23 protein-coding genes are annotated in these 22,702 nt (G+C 58.4%); 10 read left to right on the top strand and 13 right to left on the bottom strand.

Annotation, left to right across the window (positions count from 1 at the left end; all coding sequences use genetic code 11):
- Window positions 1–23 precede the first annotated feature (23 nt).
- The 3 genes from QC816_RS09920 to chrA all read left to right on the top strand — a co-directional run bounded on the left by QC816_RS09920 (window position 24) and on the right by chrA (window position 3,615).
- The gene (locus tag QC816_RS09920; RefSeq protein WP_027338149.1) at window positions 24–452 is read left to right on the top strand and encodes a hypothetical protein; all 429 of its coding nucleotides are present in this window, start codon (window positions 24–26) and stop codon (window positions 450–452) included.
- Between the two features lie 206 nt (window positions 453–658).
- On the top strand, window positions 659–2,344 hold the full coding sequence (gene ilvD, locus QC816_RS09915; protein WP_309781901.1) for a dihydroxy-acid dehydratase: 1,686 nt from the start codon (window positions 659–661) through the stop codon (window positions 2,342–2,344).
- 74 nt (window positions 2,345–2,418) lie between these two features.
- Window positions 2,419–3,615 carry a chromate efflux transporter gene (gene chrA / locus QC816_RS09910; RefSeq protein ID WP_309781899.1) on the top strand — a complete coding sequence of 399 codons (1,197 nt, stop codon included), beginning with the start codon at window positions 2,419–2,421 and terminating at the stop codon, window positions 3,613–3,615.
- A gap of 96 nt (window positions 3,616–3,711) precedes the next feature.
- On the opposite strand, the gene QC816_RS09905 is transcribed toward chrA, so the two are convergent.
- Window positions 3,712–3,984 (bottom strand): XRE family transcriptional regulator, encoded by a 273-nt coding sequence (locus tag QC816_RS09905; protein ID WP_085919848.1) that lies wholly within the window; start codon window positions 3,982–3,984, stop codon window positions 3,712–3,714.
- 210 nt (window positions 3,985–4,194) lie between these two features.
- Here QC816_RS09905 and purE point away from each other — a divergent pair, with 210 nt between their 5' ends.
- The 4 genes from purE (at window position 4,195) to QC816_RS09885 (ending at window position 9,021) form a co-directional block, all read left to right on the top strand.
- Window positions 4,195–4,710, top strand: coding sequence for a 5-(carboxyamino)imidazole ribonucleotide mutase (gene purE / locus QC816_RS09900; protein WP_085919847.1), 516 nt, complete (start codon window positions 4,195–4,197; stop codon window positions 4,708–4,710).
- Window positions 4,711–4,721: 11 nt separating this feature from the next.
- Window positions 4,722–5,861 carry a 5-(carboxyamino)imidazole ribonucleotide synthase gene (locus QC816_RS09895; protein WP_309781897.1) on the top strand — a complete coding sequence of 380 codons (1,140 nt, stop codon included), beginning with the start codon at window positions 4,722–4,724 and terminating at the stop codon, window positions 5,859–5,861.
- A gap of 157 nt (window positions 5,862–6,018) precedes the next feature.
- Window positions 6,019–7,629, top strand: a complete 1,611-nt coding sequence (locus QC816_RS09890) for a diguanylate cyclase domain-containing protein (RefSeq protein WP_309781895.1) — start codon at window positions 6,019–6,021, stop codon at window positions 7,627–7,629.
- Between the two features lie 150 nt (window positions 7,630–7,779).
- A complete protein-coding gene (locus tag QC816_RS09885) occupies window positions 7,780–9,021 on the top strand; it encodes a diguanylate cyclase domain-containing protein (RefSeq protein ID WP_309781892.1) in 1,242 nt (413 codons plus the stop codon).
- Here the strand turns inward: QC816_RS09885 and QC816_RS09880 are convergent.
- From QC816_RS09880 to QC816_RS09850, 7 genes are all read right to left on the bottom strand, one after another.
- Window positions 9,014–9,793 (bottom strand): TraX family protein, encoded by a 780-nt coding sequence (locus QC816_RS09880; protein ID WP_268900965.1) that lies wholly within the window; start codon window positions 9,791–9,793, stop codon window positions 9,014–9,016. The two genes, QC816_RS09885 and QC816_RS09880, sit on opposite strands and share 8 nt — an antisense overlap.
- A gap of 225 nt (window positions 9,794–10,018) precedes the next feature.
- On the bottom strand, window positions 10,019–10,786 hold the full coding sequence (locus QC816_RS09875) for a transporter substrate-binding domain-containing protein (protein ID WP_085919842.1): 768 nt from the start codon (window positions 10,784–10,786) through the stop codon (window positions 10,019–10,021).
- Between the two features lie 110 nt (window positions 10,787–10,896).
- A complete protein-coding gene (locus QC816_RS09870; RefSeq protein WP_085919841.1) occupies window positions 10,897–11,628 on the bottom strand; it encodes an ABC transporter permease in 732 nt (243 codons plus the stop codon).
- On the bottom strand, window positions 11,628–12,332 hold the full coding sequence (locus QC816_RS09865) for an ABC transporter permease (protein WP_085919840.1): 705 nt from the start codon (window positions 12,330–12,332) through the stop codon (window positions 11,628–11,630). Before QC816_RS09865 ends, QC816_RS09870 begins: the two co-directional genes overlap by 1 nt.
- A 15-nt stretch (window positions 12,333–12,347) precedes the next feature.
- On the bottom strand, window positions 12,348–13,118 hold the full coding sequence (locus QC816_RS09860; protein ID WP_085919839.1) for an ABC transporter ATP-binding protein: 771 nt from the start codon (window positions 13,116–13,118) through the stop codon (window positions 12,348–12,350).
- A 187-nt stretch (window positions 13,119–13,305) separates the two neighbouring features.
- Window positions 13,306–14,298 carry a succinylglutamate desuccinylase gene (locus QC816_RS09855; protein ID WP_309781888.1) on the bottom strand — a complete coding sequence of 331 codons (993 nt, stop codon included), beginning with the start codon at window positions 14,296–14,298 and terminating at the stop codon, window positions 13,306–13,308.
- A 241-nt stretch (window positions 14,299–14,539) separates the two neighbouring features.
- Window positions 14,540–14,980: a hemerythrin domain-containing protein gene (locus tag QC816_RS09850; RefSeq protein ID WP_309781886.1), complete on the bottom strand. Its 441-nt coding sequence runs from the start codon at window positions 14,978–14,980 to the stop codon at window positions 14,540–14,542.
- 183 nt (window positions 14,981–15,163) lie between these two features.
- On the opposite strand from QC816_RS09850, the gene wrbA reads away from it, so the two are divergent.
- Complete coding sequence (gene wrbA, locus QC816_RS09845; protein WP_309781884.1) at window positions 15,164–15,763, top strand: NAD(P)H:quinone oxidoreductase; 600 nt, start codon at window positions 15,164–15,166, stop codon at window positions 15,761–15,763.
- A 73-nt stretch (window positions 15,764–15,836) separates the two neighbouring features.
- Here wrbA and QC816_RS09840 read toward each other — a convergent pair whose 3' ends face one another.
- Together QC816_RS09840 and QC816_RS09835 are read right to left on the bottom strand one after the other, a co-directional pair.
- Window positions 15,837–16,865 carry an SMP-30/gluconolactonase/LRE family protein gene (locus QC816_RS09840; protein WP_309781883.1) on the bottom strand — a complete coding sequence of 343 codons (1,029 nt, stop codon included), beginning with the start codon at window positions 16,863–16,865 and terminating at the stop codon, window positions 15,837–15,839.
- A gap of 182 nt (window positions 16,866–17,047) precedes the next feature.
- The gene (locus QC816_RS09835) at window positions 17,048–18,124 is read right to left on the bottom strand and encodes a tartrate dehydrogenase (protein WP_309781882.1); all 1,077 of its coding nucleotides are present in this window, start codon (window positions 18,122–18,124) and stop codon (window positions 17,048–17,050) included.
- A gap of 171 nt (window positions 18,125–18,295) precedes the next feature.
- Here QC816_RS09835 and QC816_RS09830 point away from each other — a divergent pair, with 171 nt between their 5' ends.
- Window positions 18,296–19,216 (top strand): LysR family transcriptional regulator, encoded by a 921-nt coding sequence (locus QC816_RS09830; RefSeq protein ID WP_264827241.1) that lies wholly within the window; start codon window positions 18,296–18,298, stop codon window positions 19,214–19,216.
- On the opposite strand, the gene QC816_RS09825 is transcribed toward QC816_RS09830, so the two are convergent.
- Window positions 19,213–19,764 (bottom strand): lipocalin family protein, encoded by a 552-nt coding sequence (locus QC816_RS09825; RefSeq protein WP_199284893.1) that lies wholly within the window; start codon window positions 19,762–19,764, stop codon window positions 19,213–19,215. The genes QC816_RS09830 and QC816_RS09825 overlap by 4 nt on opposite strands.
- Before the next feature lie 92 nt (window positions 19,765–19,856).
- Between QC816_RS09825 and QC816_RS09820 the strand changes: the two genes are divergently transcribed.
- Window positions 19,857–20,285 (top strand): secondary thiamine-phosphate synthase enzyme YjbQ, encoded by a 429-nt coding sequence (locus QC816_RS09820; protein ID WP_085919831.1) that lies wholly within the window; start codon window positions 19,857–19,859, stop codon window positions 20,283–20,285.
- Between the two features lie 172 nt (window positions 20,286–20,457).
- Here the strand turns inward: QC816_RS09820 and QC816_RS09815 are convergent, their stop codons facing one another.
- Together QC816_RS09815 and QC816_RS09810 are read right to left on the bottom strand one after the other, a co-directional pair.
- The gene (locus tag QC816_RS09815; RefSeq protein ID WP_309781875.1) at window positions 20,458–21,396 is read right to left on the bottom strand and encodes an ABC transporter substrate-binding protein; all 939 of its coding nucleotides are present in this window, start codon (window positions 21,394–21,396) and stop codon (window positions 20,458–20,460) included.
- 97 nt (window positions 21,397–21,493) lie between these two features.
- Window positions 21,494–22,666: a TauD/TfdA family dioxygenase gene (locus tag QC816_RS09810; RefSeq protein WP_309781872.1), complete on the bottom strand. Its 1,173-nt coding sequence runs from the start codon at window positions 22,664–22,666 to the stop codon at window positions 21,494–21,496.
- Window positions 22,667–22,702: the final 36 nt, after the last annotated feature.

Genomic DNA, 22,702 nt, shown 5'->3' with positions numbered 1-22,702 from the left:
ATAAGCGCAGCAGGAGGCTTGTCATGGCGACGGCAATAGAAGAATCACATAGCGAACCGATGGGCTATCAAGCACCAGACTCCTTCGCGCGATTTCTTGCTGACTTGAAAGGCGTCGCTCGAGAAGAGCGCCAGCCGCTCATCAATCCTAAGCTGTTTGCCAGCGCGCTGAGCATGGATATTCAAACGTTGGCCAGTCACGCGCACGTGCATCGCACGACTATCTCCAGGGCGCAGGGCGCGGAGAAGCTCCAACGCTTTCTGCGTGATGCACTTCGGGTATTAGGTGCGGCGGCTGATATTAATGGCGACTTCCACGATGCGTTGTTTTGGTTCCGAAATGAGCCTATCGGTGCCTTTGATTATAAAACGCCTGAGCAATTGGTGAGCGAAGGCCGCGCCGATGACCTTCTTCGGTATGTTAAAGCGTTACAAGCTGGCGTGGTGGGATGATTGTACTGCCTGCGCTCAATACTCAGGTCTAAACGAAAGTGATTAATTAGAAGCCTACGATCCGCGCGGTGATCTGCCTCATGATGCTCGCTCCTGGCAATAATGGGCATAGGATAATGAACTTATGTCCTTTTTAGCCTTGCGCGAAAGTGATGGCATCGCCAAGCTATGCCGATACCGTGAACAAAGCTGAGAGATCTATCCCCATGACCGAGTCATCACAAAATTCCCGCCGTCATTCTTCCTCTGTGGTCGATGGCCCAGGTAAAGCCGCCAGCCGCGCCATGCTGCGCGCGGTGGGTTTTAACGACGACGATTTCAAAAAGCCCCAGGTCGGCGTTGCCTCGACCTGGAGCATGGTGACCCCCTGCAACAGCCACATTGGCGAGCTGGCCGAACATGCCCGTGACGGCGCGGACGCGGCGGGTGGCAAGGGTGTGATCTTCAACACCATCACCATTTCCGATGGCATCGCCAATGGTACCGAGGGCATGAAGTACTCGCTGGTGTCCCGCGAGGTGATCGCCGATTCCATCGAGACCGTGGCGGGCTGCGAAGGCTTTGACGGCCTGGTGGCGATTGGCGGCTGCGACAAGAACATGCCTGGCTGTGTGATGGGCCTGGCGCGGCTCAATCGCCCCAGCGTGTTTGTTTATGGCGGCACCATCATGCCCGGCGAAGGGCATACCGATATCGTGTCGGTCTTCGAGGCCATGGGCGCGCACTCCCGCGGCGATATCGACCTGATCGAACTCAAGAACATCGAGGAAACGGCGATTCCCGGCCCGGGTTCCTGCGGCGGCATGTACACCGCCAACACCATGGCCTCGGCGATTGAAGCCCTGGGCATGAGCCTGCCAGGCAGCTCGGCACAGAACGCCATCTCCCGCGACAAGCGCGACGACTGCGAAGCGGCGGGCGAAGCCGTGCTGGCGCTGCTGGCCAACGACATCAAACCTTCCGATATCATGACCCGCGAGGCATTTGAAAACGCCGTGACCGTGGTCATTGCCCTGGGCGGCTCGACCAACGCCGTGCTTCACCTGGTGGCCATGGCGCGCACCATTGGCGTCGAACTGTCGCTCAAGGACTTCACCGAGATCGGCAAGCGCGTGCCGGTCGTGGCTGACCTGCGCCCCAGCGGCCACTACATGATGAGCGAGCTGGTGGCGATTGGCGGTATTCAGCCGCTGATGAAGATCCTGCTCGACGCAGGCCTGCTGCACGGCGACTGCCTGACAGTCACCGGCAAGACGCTGGCCGAGAACCTCGCCGACGTTGAACCGTACCCGCTGGACCAGAAAATCATCGCCCCGCTGGGTAACCCCATCAAGGCCGAAAGCCATCTGCGTATTCTCCACGGCAACCTGGCCCCGGAAGGCGCGGTGGCCAAGATTACCGGCAAGGAAGGCACGCGGTTCAGCGGTTCGGCACGAGTGTTCGGTTCTGAAGAGGAAGCCCAGGCGCGCATCAACGATGGCACGGTGGTCGCCGGTGACGTGATAGTGATTCGCTACGAAGGCCCCAAGGGCGGCCCCGGCATGCGCGAAATGCTCACGCCGACGTCGGCCATCATGGGCCGTGGGCTGGGCAGCGACGTGGCGTTGATTACCGACGGCCGCTTCTCCGGCGGCAGCCACGGCTTCGTCGTGGGCCACGTGTCCCCCGAGGCGTTCGAGGGCGGCCCGCTGGCACTGGTGGAAGACGGCGACACCATCACCATCGACGCGGTGGCCGACACCATTGAAGTGGCGGTTTCCGACGACGAATTGATTCGCCGCCGTGCCGCCTGGCGTCAGCCGACACCGCGTTACCGCCGTGGCGTGCTGGCCAAGTACGCGCGACTGGTCAGTTCCGCCAGCACTGGCGCGGTCACCGACAACGAAGAGTAAGTCTAGCGCTGTCATCTGCATGTCAAACGCCAGGGATAACCTGGCGTTTTTATTGGCGTAAAGGAAACGTTTCAATGGCGACGCAAGGGAACTCCAAGACGTCACGCGTCAGCGAAGTCTTTAAGGCGTTTCTGCTGCTCGGGCTCACCTCCTTTGGCGGGCCGGTGGCGCATCTGGGTTACTTCCGCACCGAGTTTGTCGCGCGCCGGAAGTGGCTGACGGAAAGCGCCTACGCGGATCTGGTGGCGCTGTGTCAGTTTCTACCTGGCCCGGCCAGCAGCCAGGTGGGCTTTGCCCTGGGGCTGATGCGGGCGGGCCCCTGGGGCGCTGCCATGGCATGGCTGGCGTTTACCCTGCCGTCGGCCATTGTGTTGGTGCTGTTCGCCTTTGGCGCTGCGGTGCTGGAGGGGCCGATTGCCAGCGGCATTATTCACGGCTTGAAGGTCGTCGCCGTGGCCATTGTTGCCCATGCGGTGTGGGGCATGGCACGCAATCTATGCCCGGATCCTACCCGCGCGGGTATCGCCCTGGCCGCCGTATTTGCCGTGGTGGCCATCAGCGGGCCGTTGGGGCAGGTAAGTGCCATTGTGCTGGGTGGCGTCGCCGGGCTGTTGCTATGCCGGGGCGTGGCCGCGGCTGCTGAAAGTGATCCGCTGCATTTCCCGGTGTCGCGCCTGGTCGGCATCATCGCCCTCGTGCTGTTCGGCGGGCTGCTGGTGTTACTGCCCCTGCTGGCCGGCATGGCGATCTGGCTGGATATCACCGATGCCTTTTACCGTTCAGGCGCGCTGGTGTTCGGCGGTGGTCACGTGGTGTTGCCGCTGCTTGAAGCCGAGGTGGTGCAGTCGGGCTGGCTTTCCGCCGACGCGTTCTTGACCGGTTACGGTGCGGCCCAGGCGATTCCGGGGCCACTGTTTACCTTTTCGGCTTACCTGGGCGCGCTGATACCGTCAGGCGGTAGCTTGCTGACCGCGACGCTTGCGTTGCTGGCGATTTTCCTGCCGGGGTTCTTGCTGTTGGTGGGGGTACTGCCGTTCTGGAACCGCTTTCGTCAGTGGCAGTGGGCTCAGGCGCTGATGCGCGGTGCCAATGCAGCGGTAGTCGGTATTCTGGGGGCGGCGCTCTATGATCCGGTATGGACGAGTGCGATTGTTGGCGCTCCCGAGTTTGCGCTGGCGCTCACCGGCTTTCTGCTGTTGAGTGTGTGGAAGCTGCCTGCCTGGGCGGTCGTGATCGTGGTGGCATTCGGCGGCGTGCTGATTGGGCCCTGAGGCCGTTGCATGAAGCGGATACAAAAACGGCCGCTTCAAGGGCGGCCGATATAGCGAGAGAAAAACATCCAATAGGAGGCGTAGAGGATCTGTTCGCTATGGCGCCTCCACTTCCAGCGTGCGACGCAAAACGTGAAGTTCATCCACGTTAAGGTGCTCAAGCTTTCCAGCGAGCAGGTCGCTGACCTTCTGAACGGGTAGCCCCGCTCGGCGGGCGATTTCACGGCTTCCCATGTCTGATACCGCAATCAGACGCGTGATAATGCGCATCAAGCGCGTACGTCTTTCGAGTTCCCTGACATCGAGGTCAGGGCTGCTTCGCGGAGGGTCGTGCAGATCCGCGTGTGCAATTGAGCGTGCCGTACTCATGAGGCTCCATCAGTCTGAAGTGACAAGGACACAATGCCGCCAACCGGGGGGCATTTCAATACCTTTTTTGATGAAAATTTCATGGCGCGGAAGGCCCCCCGCAAGGGGCTTGGCTCTGGTAGACTAACCCCTTATTTTTTCGTCTGTCCTCTCGTGTGAGGCACGGTATATTGAGCGTATGGATAAGGCCACGGGCCTAGGAGTGATGGCATGTCGTCGAACAGCGCACCCAAAGTGGGTGTGATTATGGGGTCAAAATCGGACTGGCCGGTCATGGAACACGCTGTTTCCATGCTGGAGCGTTTGGGCGTGGCTTATGAAACCCGCGTCGTGTCGGCGCACCGCACGCCTGATCTGCTGTTCGACTATGCCAAGGGGGCTGCCGAGCGGGGCCTGCAGGTGATTGTGGCGGGCGCTGGCGGTGCTGCCCATCTGCCGGGCATGGTGGCCTCGCAAACACCGCTGCCGGTGCTGGGCGTGCCGGTGGAATCCAAGTCGCTGAAAGGGCTGGACTCATTGCTATCCATTGCCCAGATGCCGGGTGGCATTGCGGTCGGCACCCTGGCGATTGGTAAAGCGGGCGCGACCAATGCCGGCTTGCTGGCGGCACAAATTGTGGGTTTGCAGGATGCCGACGTGCGCAATGCGGTGGAAGCGTTCCGCGCCGAACAGACCCAGAAAGTGCTCGATAACCCGGACCCACGTCCCGACCCGGAAGCCGAATAAGGAGGCCTGCGATGCAGTCTGTCATTGCCCATAACATCGGCATTTTGGGTGCCGGTCAGCTAGGCCGCATGCTGGCCCTGGCGGGCTACCCGCTGGGTAATCGTTTCACCTTCCTGGATACCACCGGTAACCCCAGCGCCGGCATTGGCGAGGTCATCGTCGACCCTGACAATCAGCACCTGGCGGCGTTTCTTGAAAAGGTCGATGTGGTGACCTACGAATTCGAACACCTGCCGGTTCAGCTGGTGCGCGATATTGAGCAGCACAAGCCGGTCTATCCCGGCAGCCGCGCCATTGAAGTATGCCAGAACCGCGTGGAAGAGAAGGCGCTGTTCGACCGTTTGGGGATTCCCACGCCCGCCTATCGTATTGTCGAGAGTGCCGAGCACCTTGAAGCCGCCGCCCGTGAACTGGGCTGCCCGGTAGTGGCGAAGTCCGTCACCGAAGGTTACGACGGTAAAGGCCAGGCGGTACTCAAACAGCCTGAGCAGGCGGCTGACGCCTGGCGTGAGATCGGCCACCGCCAACTGATTGTCGAAGCCTTTGTCGACTTCGTGCGTGAAGTGTCGATCATTGCGGTGCGCGGCCGCGATGGCGAGGTGGTGTTCTACCCCATGGCGGAAAACCAGCATGTGGATGGCATTCTGCGCTACTCGGTCGCGCCGCTGCCGGACATCGACGAAAGCGTTCAGCAAACCGCAGACCGCTATATTCGATCGCTGCTGGATGAACTGGATTACGTGGGCGTGCTGGCGCTGGAGCTGTTCCAGACCCGCGATGGCAGCCTGCTGGCCAATGAAATGGCGCCGCGGGTTCATAATTCGGGCCACTGGACCATGAACGGTGCGGTGACCAGCCAGTTTGAAAACCACCTGCGAGCGGTACAGGGGCTACCCTTGGGCAGTCCCCAGGCGATTGCACCGACCTGCATGGTCAACGTCATCGGTCAGGAGGGCGACAGTGCGGCACTGTTGGCGTTGTCTAACACCCACCTGCACCGTTACGACAAGACCGAGCGGGCCGGGCGCAAGCTGGCGCATCTCAATATCGTGGCGGACACCCACGCCGAACTGCTTGAAAAAGTGCGTACCTGTCAGGCGCTGTTGCCGGGGGCGCCGCCTGTCGCGTGGAGTTTTGAATCAACCCTGTAAGCCTAATCGCCGCCTTTCAAGGCGGCTTTTTTATGCGCAAACGCGCCAATCGCTGACTTCAGTCGCAAAGCATTAAAAAATCGGCTAAAAAGGGCCAGACGGATTCATCAATAAGACTGGCTGAAAAGTCAGCTTGGCACCTTGCAAGGGACTTTGTATGCCTCACCCTGTTAATACGGCTAACGCGTCGGGTCTGCGAAGTCGTTTCAAGCGTGACCACCATGCCACGCTGAAAAGCCTGCGCAGCGAAAAAGTACGCCTGTTATATGAAAACTTGTGGTCGCCTGTGCTGGCCAGCGTGCTGGGTGGCATATTGCTGGTGGCTGCGCTCTGGCCGGTGGTGGCGCACTGGAAGCTAATCGGCTGGCTGGCACTGTTAGTGATGGTCTCAGGCTTGCGTCTTGGCCTGGCCTACCGCTTTCAACGCTTACCGGCCTTGGAGCAGCGGCGCCAGCGCTGGCTGCGATGGTTCAGCATCGGCGCCATCTCGGCGGGTAGCGTATGGGGCCTGGGCAGCTTTGCACTGTTCACCGGCGATCACCCTGGCCAGGTGGCGGCGCTTTCGATTGTGGTCGCCGGTATCTCAGCGGGCGGGGTGACGACGCTTTCAGCTATCTGGTGGGTGGCGCTTGGGTTTGTTCTGCCCATCATGCTGCCATTGATGGTGCAGTTTTTTCTGCTTGGGTCGTCGCTTTCGTTACTGATCGGCTCGATGCTGACGCTATTTCTGGGGTTGATCGTCGTGACAAGCCGCCGTTTGAGCCGCATCATCCACGATAATATTTCGCTGCGCGTCAACATGGCGGCGCGCGAGGCGCAGTTGATGGAAAGCGAGGACCGCTACCGGTCGATTTTTGATCAGTCGCCGCTTGGCGTGCTGCACTTTGACGATCAGGGCACCATTACCGACTGTAACGGCAAGCTACTGGAGATTCTTGGCGTTGAGCGTGGTCAGCTAATGGGTTACTGCATGCTGGCCCCAGGTGCGGATAAAGCGGTTGCCCGGGCGGTCAGCGACGCCTTGAACCAGGGCACCGGTTACTATGAGGGGACTTATCAACTCCCCAAAGCCTCTGTAGGGACGCCGCTGCGCGCCTTTTTCAACGGGGTGCATAGTACTCGCCAGGAGATGGTCGGTGGGGTGGCCATGATCGAAGATTTCAGCGAGCGCAAGCAGCATGAGGCGATTATTTACCGCCAGGCCTACTACGATGCGCTGACCGATCTGCCCAATCGGCGCATGTTCATCGAGCGCCTGGAAACCCTTTGCGGCGATGATCAGTACGCCAGCGGTCTGCTGCTGTTCATGGATCTGGACCGTTTCAAGCTGATTAACGATACCCTGGGTCACGCTGCCGGTGACGATTTGCTGATTCAGGTGGCGCGCCGACTGGAAGGCTGTCTCCATAAGGGCGACATGGCCGCACGGCTGAGCGGCGACGAGTTCGTGCTGCTGGCGTTGACCCCTACCACCACGCCCAAGGCCCTGGAAGACTGGACTGAAGACTATATGCAGGCCGTCCAGTTATCCCTGTCAGCGCCTTATCGGTTGGAAAGCCATTCGGTGGACGTGACCCCGAGCATGGGATACACCTGCTTCCAGGCCAGTGGCTGTGACCATGGTGAACTGCTGAAGGAAGCCGACCTGGCCATGTACCAGGCCAAGACGGAAGGGCGCGCGCAGCGCCGCCGCTACCAGCCATGGATGCGGGAGGAAGCGCAAAAACTGGCCAGTGCCGGGATGCCTGCTGAAAACTCGGCTAGCTGAACTGGCCGCAGAGTTCAAACGCAAGCTTTTGTCGCCAGGTTCCCGTAAATCGGCTAAAAAAAGAGATCGAGTCGCCGATTAATAAAAAAGGCTCGAACGCCTGAGCTCAGGTGATATGTGTGGGCAATGCTATGAAGGGGATGTTTTTAAATGCCACAGTCCTTGAGTGCGGCGATCCTGTCGGGTCTACGGCGCCGGTTTGAGCGTGAAGATCCTGATAAGGCCTGTAGCCTGATCAGTGAAAAAGTGCGCATCCTCTACAGCAATTTATGGCAGCCCGTGTATGCCGGTATTCTAGGGGCGCTTCTTTTGGTCAGCATCATGTGGGAGGTCGTCGCTCCTGCTGTTTTAATCGGCTGGCTAGTCGCCATTATTGCTATCTCTCTGATTCGCTTGCGGCTGGCTTTCTTGTTTCTGCAGTCCGACGCGTCATCACAAGCGCAACCGAAATGGATATTCTGGTTTGCGTTCACTGTCTTTGTGGCGGGGTGCGTTTGGGGAACAGCCGGTTTTCTCATGTTTGTCCCCGAGCGACCTGAATACATCGCGGCGCTGGCGATTATCCTGTCGGGTGTGGCAGCCGGTTGCGTGACCATGATTTCGGCGATTTGGTGGATAGTACTCTTGTTCATCTTGCCGATTGGTCTGCCTCTGCAATGGATGTTCGTGACATCCGTGGTGCCTACCCACACCATGATGGGCATCATAATGACGGTGTTTTTAGGGCTGCTGATTGTCACCAGTCGACGCCTGGGGTTGATCATTCACGACAATATTTCACTGCGGGTCAGCATGGCTGCCCGCGAAGCGACGATCTACCGCCAGGCCTACTATGATGCACTGACCGACCTGCCCAACCGGCGCATGTTCATGGAGCGGCTTGAGACGCTTTGCACCGATGAAAAGTCCGCCAGTGGCCTGCTGCTGTTCATGGATCTGGACCGTTTCAAACTGATCAACGATACGCTTGGCCACGCTGCCGGTGACGACTTGCTGATTCAGGTAGCGCGCCGCCTGGAGGGGTGTCTACACGCAGGCGACATGGCCGCTCGACTCAGCGGTGATGAGTTCGTGCTGTTGGCGTTGACCAATACCGCTACATCAAAGGCGCTGGACGACTGGTCTGAAGCGTATATGCAGGCGGTACAGCATGCGCTTTCGGGCGCATATAAGCTGGATACCCACTGGGTAGATGTGACGCCAAGTATTGGTTACACCTGTTTTCAAGCTTGTGGTTGTCAGCATGACGAGTTATTGAAACAAGCCGACCTGGCCATGTACCAAGCCAAAATGGGAGGCCGCGCCCAGCGTCGACGCTATCAGCCGTGGATGCTGGATGAAGCGAAAAAACGGGCCCGGTTCCGTTCCTCGGCTGACGATTCGACTAGCTGAACTGGCCACTGATCAGGAGCCATAGCGCGATCAGGGCGAAATGACCAGGGTACCAGGCCAGCCATAAGCGCCTGGGCATGGTCCACTGAAGGGTGGGTATGCGCTGTGCGACGCCTGCTGCTAGCACCAGAACGACAATACAGGTGCCTACCGTAAACGACTTGGCCATATCGGAAGCATTCATCTGGCCTGCTATCCATAAGACCGGAAAAGCCGCCAGTCCTGCCCATAGTCGCGCTGAAAAATGACGCTCGGCGTCGTTCAGCGCCTGCATGGCAAACATCAGCAAGGGAATCAAAAGCAATCCGTAGTGGCTATATTCGACCCAAAAGCCGAGTAGATACCATAGGGTGACCCCTGCCGCTGCACCGCCCAGCAGCCAGCCAAAGTGAATGCTTTCCTGCTGATAGTGCTGCCACCCCAGCCGTACCAGTGACCCCAGCGCGAGGCCGGTAGCCAGCGTAAAGCAGATGTTGAGGATGAAGGCGTCGGATTCACGCGGCATCAGCATGTAAGGCAGTTGCGCGATCATCCCGATAATCAGCATGCGCCGGGCGTAACGCATCGGGTTACGCGTATTGAAAAGGCCGTGCCAGGCGACCATCGCGGCAAACAGCGGGAAGGCAATACGGCCCACGGATGACCCCACCCACTCAAGGCCCCAGCCCTCGGGTATGACATAGCGCGTCACATGGTCCATCGTCATGGTGAACAGAGCGAGCCACTGTGCCCAGCCTGTCCAGTGCGATGAGGGTTTTGCTGAAACCGCCATAGTACCTCCCTGTGAATGACGCTAAGTGGGGCTTATCAATGGATAATGCTACTAATGCAAAGACCGAGAGATAGAGCGTCGGTTCACTTAAGGCTCAATGAATCTTGGTCGGGGAGGCTAGAAAGGTCAGGCGGTGATGGAGATAGGTAAGGCGGTCGTGGAGATAGGTTAGCAGTCGATAAGACAGAAGAAGTCCCTCCCCATAAGGCTGGGGAGGGGGATTGCTTACTCTGCGTCGAAGTAACGCGCGTAGATTTCGTCGTAGGTGCCGTTGTCACGAAGGGTTTCAAGGGCTTCGTTGAACTGCTCGGCAAGTGCTTCATCGCGCTGGCGGAAGGCAATACCGAAACCGTCGCCGAAGTATTCTTTCGGCTCGGTCAGCATGTCGCCGACAACGATGTAGTCGCCTTCTTCACTTTCCAGCAGGGTAGATTTGCCCACCGGGAAGTCGAGGAACAGGATATCCAGACGCTCGGATTCCATGTCCAGCACCATGTCATCGGCGGTTGCATAGCGGTTGATGTCCGCCACATCGCCATACATGTCGGTGACGTAGTTGTCCTGCAGGGTGCCGCGCTGTACACCGATGGTCATGCCGGTGAGCGTCTCTTCGTTGACGGCGTCAAACTCGACGCCTGCAGGGGCAAACCAGGCAGACGGCGGCGTGATGTAGGGGTCTGAGAACAGCACCTGTTCGCGACGATCATCGTTGATGGTCATGGATGACATGATGGCATCGTATTTACGTGACAGCAGGCCAGGAATGATGCCGTCCCAGCCTTGAACAACCCATTCGCAGCTAACGCCGATTTCTTCGCAAAGGGCGTTGCCCAGATCAATATCGAAGCCAGTGAGGTCACCGTCAGGGGTGCGGTATTCCATTGGCTCGTAGGGAACATCCACGCCGATGCGAACTTCTTCGTAATCCTGCGCCTGGGCACTGGATGCAGCCATCGCCAGGCCAAGTAGAGAAAGTGTTAGGACTTTTTTCATTATGAGTCTCCTGATGGACGTAATTCACCAAGTGGTGAGGAACATAACCTTCGTCAGCTTAGCGCCGACAACAATGTTTTGTCGACGTATGAACTAACGTTTGTTTCACACTACCCGGTTTGGGGTTGTAGATGGGCCAGCAGTTTTTTCTCCAGATGGCGGAAGAAATACAGAATCGCAAAGGTGAGGCACAGATAAATGGCCGCGACGAATAAAAAGGCATCGAAGGGCGCGTAGTAACGGGCATAGACAAAGCGCGCCGCACCGGTCAGGTCCATGATGGTGACCACGCTGGCGATCGCGCTGGCGTGGAGCATGAAAATCACTTCATTGCCATAGGCGGGCAGGGCGCGCCGGAAGGCACTGGGAATGATGATCCGACGCATGGTCAAGCCGGGGGACATGCCGTAAGCCCGCGCGGCCTCGATTTCGCCTTTCGAGGTGGACTTGATGGCACCGCGAAAGATTTCGGTCGTGTAGGCGGCGGTATTAAGCGTGAAGGCAATCAATGCCGGTACAAAAGGGTCTTCCAGAATGAGCCACAGCCAGGTCTCCTGGATGCCGTCAACGAAGACCACACCGTAGTAGATCAGGTAGAGCTGGATGAGTAGCGGGGTGCCGCGAAAGACGTAGGTGTAGGCAAAGATTGGCCATTTGATCCAGGCATGCCTGGAACCGCGACCAATGGCGAGCGGCACCGCCGCAATAAGCCCGATAATCAGCGAGAGGAAAACGAGCTGAACGGTGGTCGTCAGGCCTTCGCCGTAGTGGGCCAGCGTTTGCAGGGTGAAAATGCTGTTATCGGCGAGCTGGGTTTCCAGCCAGGTAAGTAGGGATTCCATTAGTCTGCCTCCCCGTACCCGATGTCATAGCGCTTTTGCAGGCGGATAAATATCCACTCCGAGACGCTGGCGATCAACAGGTAAATGAGCGCCACCACAATCATGAAGGTGAACGGCTCGCGGGTGGCCTTGGAGGCCTCGGACGCCACGCGGACCATGTCGGAAAGACCGATGACCGAGACCAGCGCGGTGGTCTTTAGCAATACCATCCAATTGTTGGACAGGCCTGGCAGGGCGTGGCGCATCATTTGCGGGAAGCGGATGCGCCGGAATACCAGTGAATTGCTCATGCCGTAAGCCTTGCCGGCTTCGATTTGGCCGTGATCCACCGCCATGAAGGCGCCGCGAAAGGTTTCGCCCATGTAGGCGCCGAAAATCAGCCCGATGGTCACGACGCCCGCGACAAACTCATTGATATTAATGAAAATATCGATATCAAATTGATAGTACAGCCAGTCGGTGATCATGTTGACGCCGATTTGCCCGCCGAAGAACAGCAGCATCATCAGCACCAGGTCGGGAACGCCGCGGATAACGGTGGTGTAAAGCGTCGCGGTACGGTGGGCCAGCCAGCTGCGCGACATCTTCGCGCTGGCGGTGATAAGCCCGAGTACCACGGCGAGAAGCAGCGATAACAGGGCTAGCTGAAGCGTTACGCCGGCGCCTTCCAGCAAGCGCGGGCCGTAACCATGAAGATCAAGCATAGTGAGCCTCGCGTATCAGTATTTGGGCGCCAGGAACTGCTGCAGGCGCGGAGATTGAGGGTTGCCGATCAGTTCTTCAGGCGGCCCCGCTTCTTCCACCATGCCTTCGTGGAGGTAAATCACCTGGCTGGAGACGTCCCGGGCAAAGCCCATCTCATGGGTGACCACCACCATGGTGCGGCCTTCTTCGGCCAGGCCATGCATGACGTTGAGGACATCGCCCACCAGTTCAGGGTCCAGCGCCGAGGTGGGTTCATCGAACAGCATGACCTCCGGGTCCATGGCCAGCGCGCGGGCAATGGCGCCACGCTGCTGCTGGCCACCCGACATCTGCGCTGGGTAGGCATTCGCACGGGCCGTCAGGCCGACCCTTTCAAGAAGTGCATGGGCGTGCTCGATGGCTTCTTTCTTGGGTTTGCCCAGTACATGGATCGGCGCCTCGATGATGTTTTCGAGCAGCGTCATGTGTGCCCACAAATTAAAGCTTTGAAACACCATCGACAGCTTGGCGCGCATCTGCACCACCTGCTTCCAGTCGGCGGGCTCGCGGCCACGGCGGGTGTTCTTGAAGCGGATTTCTTCGCCGTGCACGTAAAGGTCGCCTTCGTCAGGCTGTTCAAGCAGGTTCATGCAGCGCAAAAAGGTACTTTTACCCGACCCTGATGCCCCAATGAGGGTGATGACATCCCCTTTATGGGCCTGTAGGGAAAGGCCTTTCAGAACTTCCGTATCGCCGAAGCGTTTTTTTATATTACGCACTTCAAGAGGAATAGGCGTAGCGGCCATGTGCTTGGCTCCAATACTGGGTTGCCGCGGCAACAGTGAATGTTGGTGGCGGCTGGCGCGAAAAAAGGGGCGATTCTATCAGGCTAAACGGCCGATGCACGTTCTCCTGGTGTTTTTAATGGCTCAACGTTAGTCGTAGACAACGTCAAGCAGGTGATCATCGCCAGTGGATTGTTGTTGTCATCCCTTAAGCATTTGTGGGTGGTGCGCAGGGAACCACCAAGAGCGCGGCGCGCGCGCCAATTTCAACGTTGGCATTGGGAAATACCACGTGGAGCGGGGTATCGCCCACCCGATATTCACCGGTTTGGCTGTCGTTGGCTAAGCAGGTTCCAGGCGCAAAATGGGTGAAATTGGGGGTGTCATCGTCGAAGCACAGCGTGAAATGGTCGCCGTGGCGCATCAACTCATGCCGTACGCGGAAAAACGTCACCGCTTCAATGTCACTTTCCGCCGGCGTAGTGCCTTCGCTGAGCCGACCCAGCAGGGCCTGCATCGGCGTAAGCGACGCCATGTCGTTCTGCCCGAAAGGCGCTACCCGGCCCAGCTCGAAGGTAAATGATTGAGCGCCGTGATAATGCTTGCTGTAGTGGGAGAATGTCCAGCTATGTTGGTGCTGGTGCAACACGGCCTGCATATCGGCAGCGGCCAGCCACTGCCACTGTTCGCTGTGTGTGTCGCTATCCCCATAGGGCTCCACGACAAAACGCGGGTAGAGGCTAGCGCGAATCGCCGTGTGGAGATCGTAGTGGAGCTTGGGTAATGCAGCGTTGTCGCTGAAAAAGTCATCAACCTCGGCCATCAACTGGCGCGCCCGGTCCGGCTCGTCGCCGCTGGCAGAGAGCCCGCGCTCGAAGAGTCGATTGAGGTTGGTGTGGATAAAGCGCTGCTGGGCCTTGAGAGCAGGAATATTGCCAAGAATCACCAGCACCGGGGCGCCGAGCGTTAGCGTTCCGGCTTCCAGTTCGCTCAGCCAGGCACCTAACAGTTCGACGGGGGCGGTTTCGTTGCCGTGAATGGCGGCTGAAAAGATACAGGCGTGCGCATCGGGCCGTTGACGGTGCGGCGTCAGGCGCAGAACGCCGGGCGCGCTGATGTCGAAGCGACCACTGGCAAAACTGCCTTTGCGGGGCGTATCGCGCTGCTCGTCGAGGGTCCAGTCCAGCCACTCGCCTAGCATGCTGGCACCTCGTGACGGGTAACAGCGCCAGAGAGAGAACTTCGCCGGGTAACGTTGTGTTGTGTCATTGGCAGTGCAACAAGCTGATAAACGTGGCCTACCTTTACCATCTTCCGCTTGACCGGCAACCCTGGGCGTCGTTCGAATGAAAAAGCGCGGTGGCATCGTGAAAGATTGCCGATAAAAAACGCCCGGGAGCCACTTGCTGTGCAACTCGGGCGTTATCGATCCTGCTCGATGGTCAAGCCGAACGCTGGCGCTGCATTTCTTCGTTGTATTCTTCGGCAAGCGCGGTTTTCTGCGGGTCTTCAAGGCCTCGTCCGGCGAGCTGAAAGACCTCGTGTTCTTCTTCATCCAGGTGATGGGTGACCAGGTGCTGGAGTTTCTTGGCGTGGGTCAGCCAACTGGTTGCGCTGAAATCGGTGTCGTCGAGCAGCTCGATCATTTCGTCGATTTCGTGGTGCTCAGCCACGCTGTGGCGCGCTTTTTCCTGGGTCAGGTCAACGTCCATCATGGGGATGTAAAGCGCGCGCTCTTCGGCATTGGCGTGAAATTTCAATTCCGCGCGAACCTGCTGATAGAGCTGCTTCCTTTCATCGCTGTCGCCATGGGTTTCCACCAGGCGCGCCAGGAGGTCGCGCTGAATATCATGGTCTTTACGTAACGCTTCGAAAATTGTCATTCCTTTCTCCATGGATGCAGGGATGAAGTAAAAGCTAGTCAGCGAACGACGAAAGCGCAAATGGCAGAGCATCGATGAAATCGATGCTCGCGGTCGAAAACATTCGCTTTTTTCTACGCGCTACTGCGTTATGTTGTGTTTATCAACTCAGACATCATCAATCGCAGCGCAAAGGAGTGAGCAATGACGAAAGTACTGGTGCTTTACTATTCCATGTATGGTCACATCGATACGCTGGCGGCGGCCGTTGCCGAGGGTGCCAGGAGCGTCGATGGCGTGGAGGTTACCGTCAAGCGCGTGCCGGAAACCATGCCGGAAGAGGCCTTCAAGAATGCCGGTGGCAAGCAGGATTTCACGACGCCTGAAGCAACGCCACAGGAGCTTGCCGATTACGACGCCATCATCTTTGGCACCCCCACGCGCTTTGGCAACATGGCCGGTCAGATGCGTACCTTCTTCGACCAGACTGGTGGGCTCTGGGCAAATGGCGCGCTGCGCGGCAAGGTGGCCAGCGTGTTTACCTCTACCGGCACCGGCGGCGGCGATGAAATGACCATCACGTCTACCTGGACCACATTGGCCCATCACGGCATGGTGATCGTGCCGATTGGCTATGGTATCGAAGAGCAGTTCGATATTTCCAAGGTAAGTGGCGGTACGCCCTACGGTGCTGCCACCATCGCCGGTGGTGATGGTTCTCGCCAGCCGGATGAGCGCGAACTGAAAATTGCCCGCTTCCAGGGTGAGCATGTCGCAGGCATCGCGGCCAAACTGGCCAGCTAATCGCTTGCAGCTGTGACACAACAAAGCCTCGTCGGCATCATCCGGCGAGGCTTTTTTCTTTTCAGGTATCTGGCTAGGCGCCGCGTGTCGCCGTGTAAATGGTGTAGACGGACTGGCTGGCGGTCATGAATAGCCGGTTGCGATCCTGACCCGCAAAACACACGTTCGAGCAGACTTCGGGCAGCAAGACACGTCCGAGCAGGGTGCCTTCCGGTGAGAAGACCACGACGCCGTCGATGCCTTCTCCACCATTGGCACTTGACCAGATGTTGCCATCCACATCGCACGTCATGCCGTCAAAAATCGTGTCTTCGCTGGTCACGATGACTTGCCGGTCGCTGACGCTGCGGCCGTCTTCGCCAAGCGTCCAGCGGATGATGCGCGCGGGCTCGTCGAAATGGGTAGGCGCGCTGTCGCTGGCGTAGAATCCCTCTCCATCCGGTGTCATGACGATACCGTTTGGCTTATGAATGTCATCGGTCAGCATGATGGGTTCATCGAGGCTGTCATCAACGTAATAGATCGCCGTGTCGAGCTCCAGGTCGCGTTTTTTCCCTTCATAGTCGAAGTGAGCACCATAGCCGGGATCAGTGAAAATCACGCCTCCTGACGGTAGGGCAATGACATCATTGGGGGCGTTGAGTGGCTTGCCTTGATAGCGCTCGGCAAGCACCGTGGTGCTGCCATCCCACTCGTAGCGCAGAACGCGTGAGGGATAGTGTTCACAGGCGATTAGCCGACCCTGATGATCGAAGGTGTTGCCGTTGGAGTGCCCGACATTGTCCCTGAGAACGCTGACCTGCCCCGTGGCTTCGTCCCAACGCATCTGCTTGGCACGGGGTATATCGCTGAACACCACATAGCGACCGATGGCGTTCCAGGCGGGTCCCTCTGCCCAAAGCCCTCCGCTCCAGTGTCGCTCCAGAGGGCTATTGAAGATCATGTAATCACTGAAGCGTTGATCCTCGACCTGCCAGGCGTCGATGGGATATCGCTCCGGGGTAGGGCCTGGAGAGGACTGCCACGCAAAAAGCTGAGGTGATGTACCGACCGCGGCCAGGGTGGCCGTTGCCGAAAGAAACTGACGGCGTCCGAGTTTCATAGCATTGTCCTGATTGTTGTTTGAAAACTTGTTATGAGCGAGTGAAGCAGGCTTCACTCGCTCTCAGGAAAATGTAGAACATAAAGAGTTGGAAGTCATACATTGGCTGCCCGGTTGGGCTTGTTCGGGCAGCCAGTCGCAACGTCAGTGTCGGCCTATGCTAATGAGTGATCAAGACGACGTCAGGGCGCGGCAATTCGCTCGGCAATGGCCTTGCCCAGGCTTTCCGTGCTGCCTTGTCCGCCGATATCGCGGGTGAGCGCTTGGCTATTGCCGTCACTCAGTACGGCTTCAATGGCCGTGACCATTGCTTCCCCGGCTTCTTGATAACCCAGGTGTTCGAGCATCATGGCGCCGGACCAGATCTGGCCGATGGGATTGGCGATGCCCTTGCCGGCAATATCCGGTGCGCTGCCGTGAACCGGCTCAAACAGACTGGGGAAGTTGCCTTCCGGGTTGATGTTGGCCGAGGGCGCAATGCCGATAGTGCCGGTACAGGCGGGGCCTAAATCGGAAAGGATATCGCCGAACAGGTTGCTGCCCACCACCACGTCGAACCAGTCCGGGTGCAGCACAAAGTTGGCAGTCAGGATATCGATATGGAATTTATCCACGGCGATCTCTGGATAGCTGTTGGCCATTTCCGCCACGCGCTCATCCCAGTAGGGCATGGTGATCGAGATGCCGTTGGACTTGGTGGCTGAGGTCAGCTTTTTACGCGGGCGGGTCTGCGCCAGGTCAAAGGCGTACTTGAGGACCCGGTCAATGCCGGTGCGGCTCATCACCGTTTCCTGAAGGACGATTTCGCGCTCGGTGCCCTCAAACATTTTGCCGCCGATGCTCGAGTACTCGCCCTCGGTGTTTTCGCGCACGACGTAAAAATCGATATCGCCGGGCTCGCGGCCTGCCAACGGACTTTTGATGCCGGGCATCAGCTTGCACGGGCGCAGGTTGATGTACTGATCAAAGCGGCGACGGAACTGCAACAGCGAGCCCCACAGGGAAATATGGTCGGGCACCTTGTCGGGCCAGCCCACCGCGCCATAAAACAAGGCGTCGAAGCCTTTCAGCTGCTCGAACCAGTCATCCGGCAACATGCTTCCGTGTTCCAGATAGTAGTCGCAGCTGCCGAACTCAAAGGTGGTGAACTCCAGCGGGATGTTAAAACGCTTGGCGGCAGCTTCCAGCGCACGGATGCCTTCGGGCATGACTTCGGTGCCAATGCCGTCGCCGGCAATCACTGCAATACGGTGGGCCATGGTGACTCCTGTTTAGGTAGGCGCAATGAGCTATTTACTAGAGCTATTTACTATGAGCTATGCACAATGAACGATGCGGTAGCGTGTCGTTGTAAGGTGAGTGTAGTCCCTATAGCAAAGAAGATAATTAGTCTATGATGCAAGCTATTGTTGCCTTGAGGTAAAGAATCAGTGACTCCCCTGGATGATTTGGCATTTTTTCAGCAGTTGGCGCGGGCCGGTAGTTTGACCGCTACTGCGCGGGAGTTGGGTCTCTCGCTCTCGGCGGTCAGCAAGCGGTTAAAACAGCTGGAAGCCCGGCTGGGCGTGATGCTGGCGGCGCGAACCACGCGGCGCCTGACACTGACGGCTGAGGGTGAGCACTATCTGGCCCGAGGGGGACTGATTCTTGAAGAGCTCGACGAGCTGGAAAATGGCCTCGGGGATTCGTTCAGCCAGGCACTTGGTGGTCGATTGCGGGTAAACGCCACCTTTGGTTTTGGCAGGCGACATGTCGCGCCGTTGCTGTCCGGCTTTTGTGTCGAGAACCCGGCGATTGAAAGCTGGCTGGAATTGACCAATTTCCCGCTGAATCTAAGCGACCACGGTTTTGATGTGGGGGTGCGCATCGGCGAGCCGCCGGACTCCCGCCTGGTGGCCAGGCGAATCCTGGTCAATCGTCGCGTGCTTTGCGCATCGCCCGGCTACCTCGAACGGATGCCTGCGTTAACCACGCCTGCCGATCTGGCGCAGCATAGCTGCCTGGTCATCCGTGAAAACGACAGTGATTTTCCAGTGTGGAGATTCGAGCGCTGCGGCTCGCCAGCCCATGTTCAATCGGTAAAAGTCAGCGGTCGACTTGCCAGTAACGACGGCGAGGTGGTGACCCGCCTGGCGCTCGAAGGTCATGGGGTGATGCTGCGTTCCTGGTGGGATGTCAACGAGCACCTTGCCAGTGGCGCGCTGGTGCCGTTGTTACCCGGCTGGCAAGGCGTGCGTGCGGATTTCTACGCGCTATTTGAGCATCGTCGTCATATACCCAGGCGCATCAGTGCCTTTATCGATTACCTTCAGGAAGAAATGGCCATGCGCGTGCCTGCCATGCCGCTTTAGCGCTCGGGGCATATTTCTCCATGGGCGACATCAATCAGTTCGTCGGTTGGAAAATCCAGCTCGGCCGCCCGCTCGCGCAGGCGGTTTTCCAGCTCGCTGTCCATGTCCGGCGTCCGCGAAAGAATCCAAAGGTAATCACGGTTGGGGCCTGATACCAGCGCCCACTGGTAGTCATCATCCAGCGCCAGAATGTTGTAACCACCGTAGAAGGGGCCAAAGAAACTGACTTTCAGTCGTCCGATATCGTCATCGTCGATAAAGTAAGCGCGCCCTTCGGCTTCATCCCAGGCCTGTTCCTCCGGGTTGTAGCCGCGGTTGATCACTCGGACGCCGTCATCCTCGCGAAGGCTGTAAGTCGCCGTCACGCATTGAAGTCCTTCCTCAAAGGAATGATCCAGCCGGGCGATTTCATACCACTGGCCCAGGTAGCGGTCCAGCTCAAAGCCGGTAACGGGCTGAGTACCGTCGGGAATGCCGGTACAACCGGCAATGGCAGCACTGCCAAGGACGACCTTCCATGGTTTTAACACCTTCCATGGTTTTAACATTGTCTGCTCCTGAGGTGACGGGTGGTTGCTAATTCGGGCGTCGCCCATAACAATGAATAGCGTGACTCACTCATTATGTTAAGGCGATGGTTATGTGGCATCAGGATGAAATTCACCTAACCGAGCGGCCACGGGGCTTTCATCTTATCACCCACGAGCTGGTCGAGGCGCTACCCTGGCTGGCGGAATGTGAGATGGGCGTTTTGCACCTGCAGCTACTGCATACCTCGGCCTCGCTGACGCTCAATGAAAATAGCGACCCGGATGTTCGCCATGATATGGACGCCTTCATGCGTCGCCTGGTGCCGGAGGGGTTGGATTATTTCCGCCATACGCTGGAAGGCCCGGATGACATGCCTGCCCATGTCATGGCAAGCCTGTTGGGAACTCAATTGACACTGGCGGTGCGTGATAGCCGCTTGGTGCTGGGCACATGGCAGGGGGTTTGGCTCGGCGAACATCGCGAGCAGGGCGGCCAGCGACGCGTCATGGCGACACTTACGGGGAAAGCTGACCCCTGATCAGTCGCCTTCTACAAAGACTCAATAACGGGGTGCTGGGGCAGGTTGAAGCGAGGGGCTTTTTCCAGGGCCGGGAAATACTCCCGGCGACTCCGGCATCCCCGCCCTCAATGGCGGTCATATGGAAAACCAGATGGAAAAGTAGCTCCCTCGACAACGTTAACGGCGCTTGTTACTCGTTAAGCTGGCTCTCGATAACCGGCCAGGCGGGGGCGCCGTCGGTGGTGGTCACGTCGGCGAGCATGGCTTCCACCCGTTCGGCGTTTTCGTTGATCCACTGCTCGGCGACACCGTCCAGTTCACGCTCTTCCTGGCCGAACTGCTGGATCATCCAGCTCTGTTCTTCGGCGCTGAAGGTGAACTGTTCAAAGAACGTCACGACATTGGGGTTGGCGTCGGCGTAGCCGGAACGCATCAGCGTGAGCACTTCGCTTTCACCATTGTTCTCGCCGAACAGGTCTTTCTCGTCGTCGAGATAGCGCATCGGTAACTCAAGGTTCATCCAGTGCGGTGTCCAGCCAACCCATACGATGGGCTCTTCACGAGAGATCGAATCGCGGGCGGCGGAGAGCATCGCGACTTCGCTGGTGTCGACCAATTGCCAGTCGCCGAGTCCCCAGGTGTCGTTATCAATGGCGTTGTTGAGGATTTCGCTGGCCGCTGAACCGGCACCAAAGCCATGAATCTCGCCATTCAGCTGGTCACGGTAATCATCCAGATCGGCGAAGCTTTGCAGGCCGTCTTCATAAAGGTATTCCGGCACGGCCAGGGTCATTTGCGCGCCATCGACGTTGTTGGTCACATCGACCAGTACACCGGACTCCTTGCGCGGGTTGAACATCTCACGCTGAGCCGGCAGCCAGGCACCCAGGAAGGCATCGATATCGCCGCTTTCAATACCCTGGTAAATCACCTGCAGGCCGATTTCCTGGGTCGTGGTCTCGTAGCCTAGCGGGTTGAGCAGCTGCTCGGCGATGGCAGTCTTGACGGTAATGCCTGGCCAGGCAGGCACGCCAAAGTCGAGGGTCTGGTCATCGGCGTGGGCTGCTGAAGCAAACAGCGCTGCACTGGCAAAGGCAATGCCCGAGGCTAGAGGTTTCAGATGTGTCATACGATCTCCTTGCTTGGTTTATTGTCAATGCATGCTCGTCATGTGCTTCTCATGCATCTTTTCATGCGCTTTCACACGCGCTACTTCATGCACTGTTTCATGCAGCACGCGCCAGAACACGAAGCTTGGAAGCGAGCATGTCACGGTCTAGATAGGTGCCCTGCAAGTGACGTGCGCCGCTGTTGGGGTCGAATTCGCGCCGTCCATGGAGGACACGGCGGTTATCGAACGCCACCATCTGGCCGGGGAGTAGGGTGAACTCGATCTGGTGCGCCTCGCTGTGAAACAACTGCCATAGAACGCGGTAGGCGCGGTACCAGGCGGCCATCTTGGGCGCCGGCAGGTGCAGCGTGTCGCGAATCCAGTTGTTGAGGCGCATTTCGATGAGGTTGCCGTCAGCATCGAGTTTGATGACCGGCTCACGCACTGAAATGTCGTGCGTGTCGTCCTGAAAGCGAAAATCGATCGCGGTTTCGCTCAGAATCTTCAGGGCTTCCGGATCCTGCTGGCGTAATGCGTTGACCACCCGTGCGCCATCGGCAAACAGTGATTGACCGCCACTCGCCTCGTTCTGCAGGCAGTAGAGCAGTTGAATATCCGGTGGCTGACGCCAGTTGGGCAGGTCGATGTGCAGCGGCAGGCCGACGGCGGTATAGGCGGCATTGTTGGGGTTGGGCTTTGAGCGGACATCAAAGCGCGAGCCAAAGTTGGTGGCCCGCTGGGGGCCGATACGCTCCGCCAGGCGGCTGACTTCTTCTTCAACCAGCGGGCCTTCAGTGATCAGCGCCAGACCATCGCGCAACATGGCCGTCAGCCAGGCTTTTTCGCCGTCGGGCGTCAGGAAATCGGCATGGGGGATGCGCTCAGGGGTGAACTGATCCCGCCAGGGGGTCAGCGATGGAACGGCCGTGGGGATCTCGGCTTCCGGGCGGCGCTGGTAAAGCCATCCGCTGTGGAAGGCACTTTCGTGGCCATCCTGCCAGGTCAGGTAGAGATGTCCGCCCGCAAGTTCGATTGCTGGCGTTTCACTGATATCCTCAAGCGGCAGGTACAAGCGCTCGCGGGTTTGCGGGTGCCGACAGGCAGGGCAGGCGCAATGGTCGCGCAGCCAAAGTAGCGGTAGCATGGTGTGCTGGCCATCCTGCCATGTAAGGCGGATGCCTTCATCGGTGGGCACTGCCTCAGTTAGTGATGGACCGTCCTGGTAGGGGGCTAATTCGCCCATTTGCGGCGCTTGGTATTGCTCTTCAGCGAAAACGGCACTGTTCATCACTTCCTCCCGGCATTGACTAAATAACGCCCATCT

It is taken from the genome of Vreelandella janggokensis, from assembly GCF_031451615.1.
Lineage (GTDB): Bacteria > Pseudomonadota > Gammaproteobacteria > Pseudomonadales > Halomonadaceae > Vreelandella > Vreelandella janggokensis.
The sequence above is the reverse complement of the archived record's forward strand: the minus strand, read 5'-3'. Positions and strand labels throughout refer to the sequence as shown.

What these genes read in the sequence shown, in the direction of transcription:
- QC816_RS09905 (WP_085919848.1), bottom strand. Translation starts at nt 3,984, where the DNA reads ATGAGTACGGCACGCTCAATTGCACACGCGGATCTGCACGACCCTCCG.
- QC816_RS09840 (WP_309781883.1), bottom strand. Translation starts at nt 16,865, where the DNA reads ATGAAACTCGGACGCCGTCAGTTTCTTTCGGCAACGGCCACCCTGGCC.
- QC816_RS09895 (WP_309781897.1), top strand. Translation starts at nt 4,722, where the DNA reads ATGCAGTCTGTCATTGCCCATAACATCGGCATTTTGGGTGCCGGTCAG.
- QC816_RS09875 (WP_085919842.1), bottom strand. Translation starts at nt 10,786, where the DNA reads ATGAAAAAAGTCCTAACACTTTCTCTACTTGGCCTGGCGATGGCTGCA.
- QC816_RS09850 (WP_309781886.1), bottom strand. Translation starts at nt 14,980, where the DNA reads ATGACAATTTTCGAAGCGTTACGTAAAGACCATGATATTCAGCGCGAC.
- QC816_RS09810 (WP_309781872.1), bottom strand. Translation starts at nt 22,666, where the DNA reads ATGAACAGTGCCGTTTTCGCTGAAGAGCAATACCAAGCGCCGCAAATG.
- QC816_RS09835 (WP_309781882.1), bottom strand. Translation starts at nt 18,124, where the DNA reads ATGGCCCACCGTATTGCAGTGATTGCCGGCGACGGCATTGGCACCGAA.
- QC816_RS09885 (WP_309781892.1), top strand. Translation starts at nt 7,780, where the DNA reads ATGCCACAGTCCTTGAGTGCGGCGATCCTGTCGGGTCTACGGCGCCGG.
- QC816_RS09860 (WP_085919839.1), bottom strand. Translation starts at nt 13,118, where the DNA reads ATGGCCGCTACGCCTATTCCTCTTGAAGTGCGTAATATAAAAAAACGC.
- purE (WP_085919847.1), top strand. Translation starts at nt 4,195, where the DNA reads ATGTCGTCGAACAGCGCACCCAAAGTGGGTGTGATTATGGGGTCAAAA.
- wrbA (WP_309781884.1), top strand. Translation starts at nt 15,164, where the DNA reads ATGACGAAAGTACTGGTGCTTTACTATTCCATGTATGGTCACATCGAT.
- QC816_RS09920 (WP_027338149.1), top strand. Translation starts at nt 24, where the DNA reads ATGGCGACGGCAATAGAAGAATCACATAGCGAACCGATGGGCTATCAA.
- QC816_RS09880 (WP_268900965.1), bottom strand. Translation starts at nt 9,793, where the DNA reads ATGGCGGTTTCAGCAAAACCCTCATCGCACTGGACAGGCTGGGCACAG.
- QC816_RS09855 (WP_309781888.1), bottom strand. Translation starts at nt 14,298, where the DNA reads ATGCTAGGCGAGTGGCTGGACTGGACCCTCGACGAGCAGCGCGATACG.
- QC816_RS09870 (WP_085919841.1), bottom strand. Translation starts at nt 11,628, where the DNA reads ATGGAATCCCTACTTACCTGGCTGGAAACCCAGCTCGCCGATAACAGC.
- QC816_RS09820 (WP_085919831.1), top strand. Translation starts at nt 19,857, where the DNA reads ATGTGGCATCAGGATGAAATTCACCTAACCGAGCGGCCACGGGGCTTT.
- chrA (WP_309781899.1), top strand. Translation starts at nt 2,419, where the DNA reads ATGGCGACGCAAGGGAACTCCAAGACGTCACGCGTCAGCGAAGTCTTT.
- QC816_RS09815 (WP_309781875.1), bottom strand. Translation starts at nt 21,396, where the DNA reads ATGACACATCTGAAACCTCTAGCCTCGGGCATTGCCTTTGCCAGTGCA.
- QC816_RS09890 (WP_309781895.1), top strand. Translation starts at nt 6,019, where the DNA reads ATGCCTCACCCTGTTAATACGGCTAACGCGTCGGGTCTGCGAAGTCGT.
- ilvD (WP_309781901.1), top strand. Translation starts at nt 659, where the DNA reads ATGACCGAGTCATCACAAAATTCCCGCCGTCATTCTTCCTCTGTGGTC.
- QC816_RS09865 (WP_085919840.1), bottom strand. Translation starts at nt 12,332, where the DNA reads ATGCTTGATCTTCATGGTTACGGCCCGCGCTTGCTGGAAGGCGCCGGC.
- QC816_RS09825 (WP_199284893.1), bottom strand. Translation starts at nt 19,764, where the DNA reads ATGTTAAAACCATGGAAGGTGTTAAAACCATGGAAGGTCGTCCTTGGC.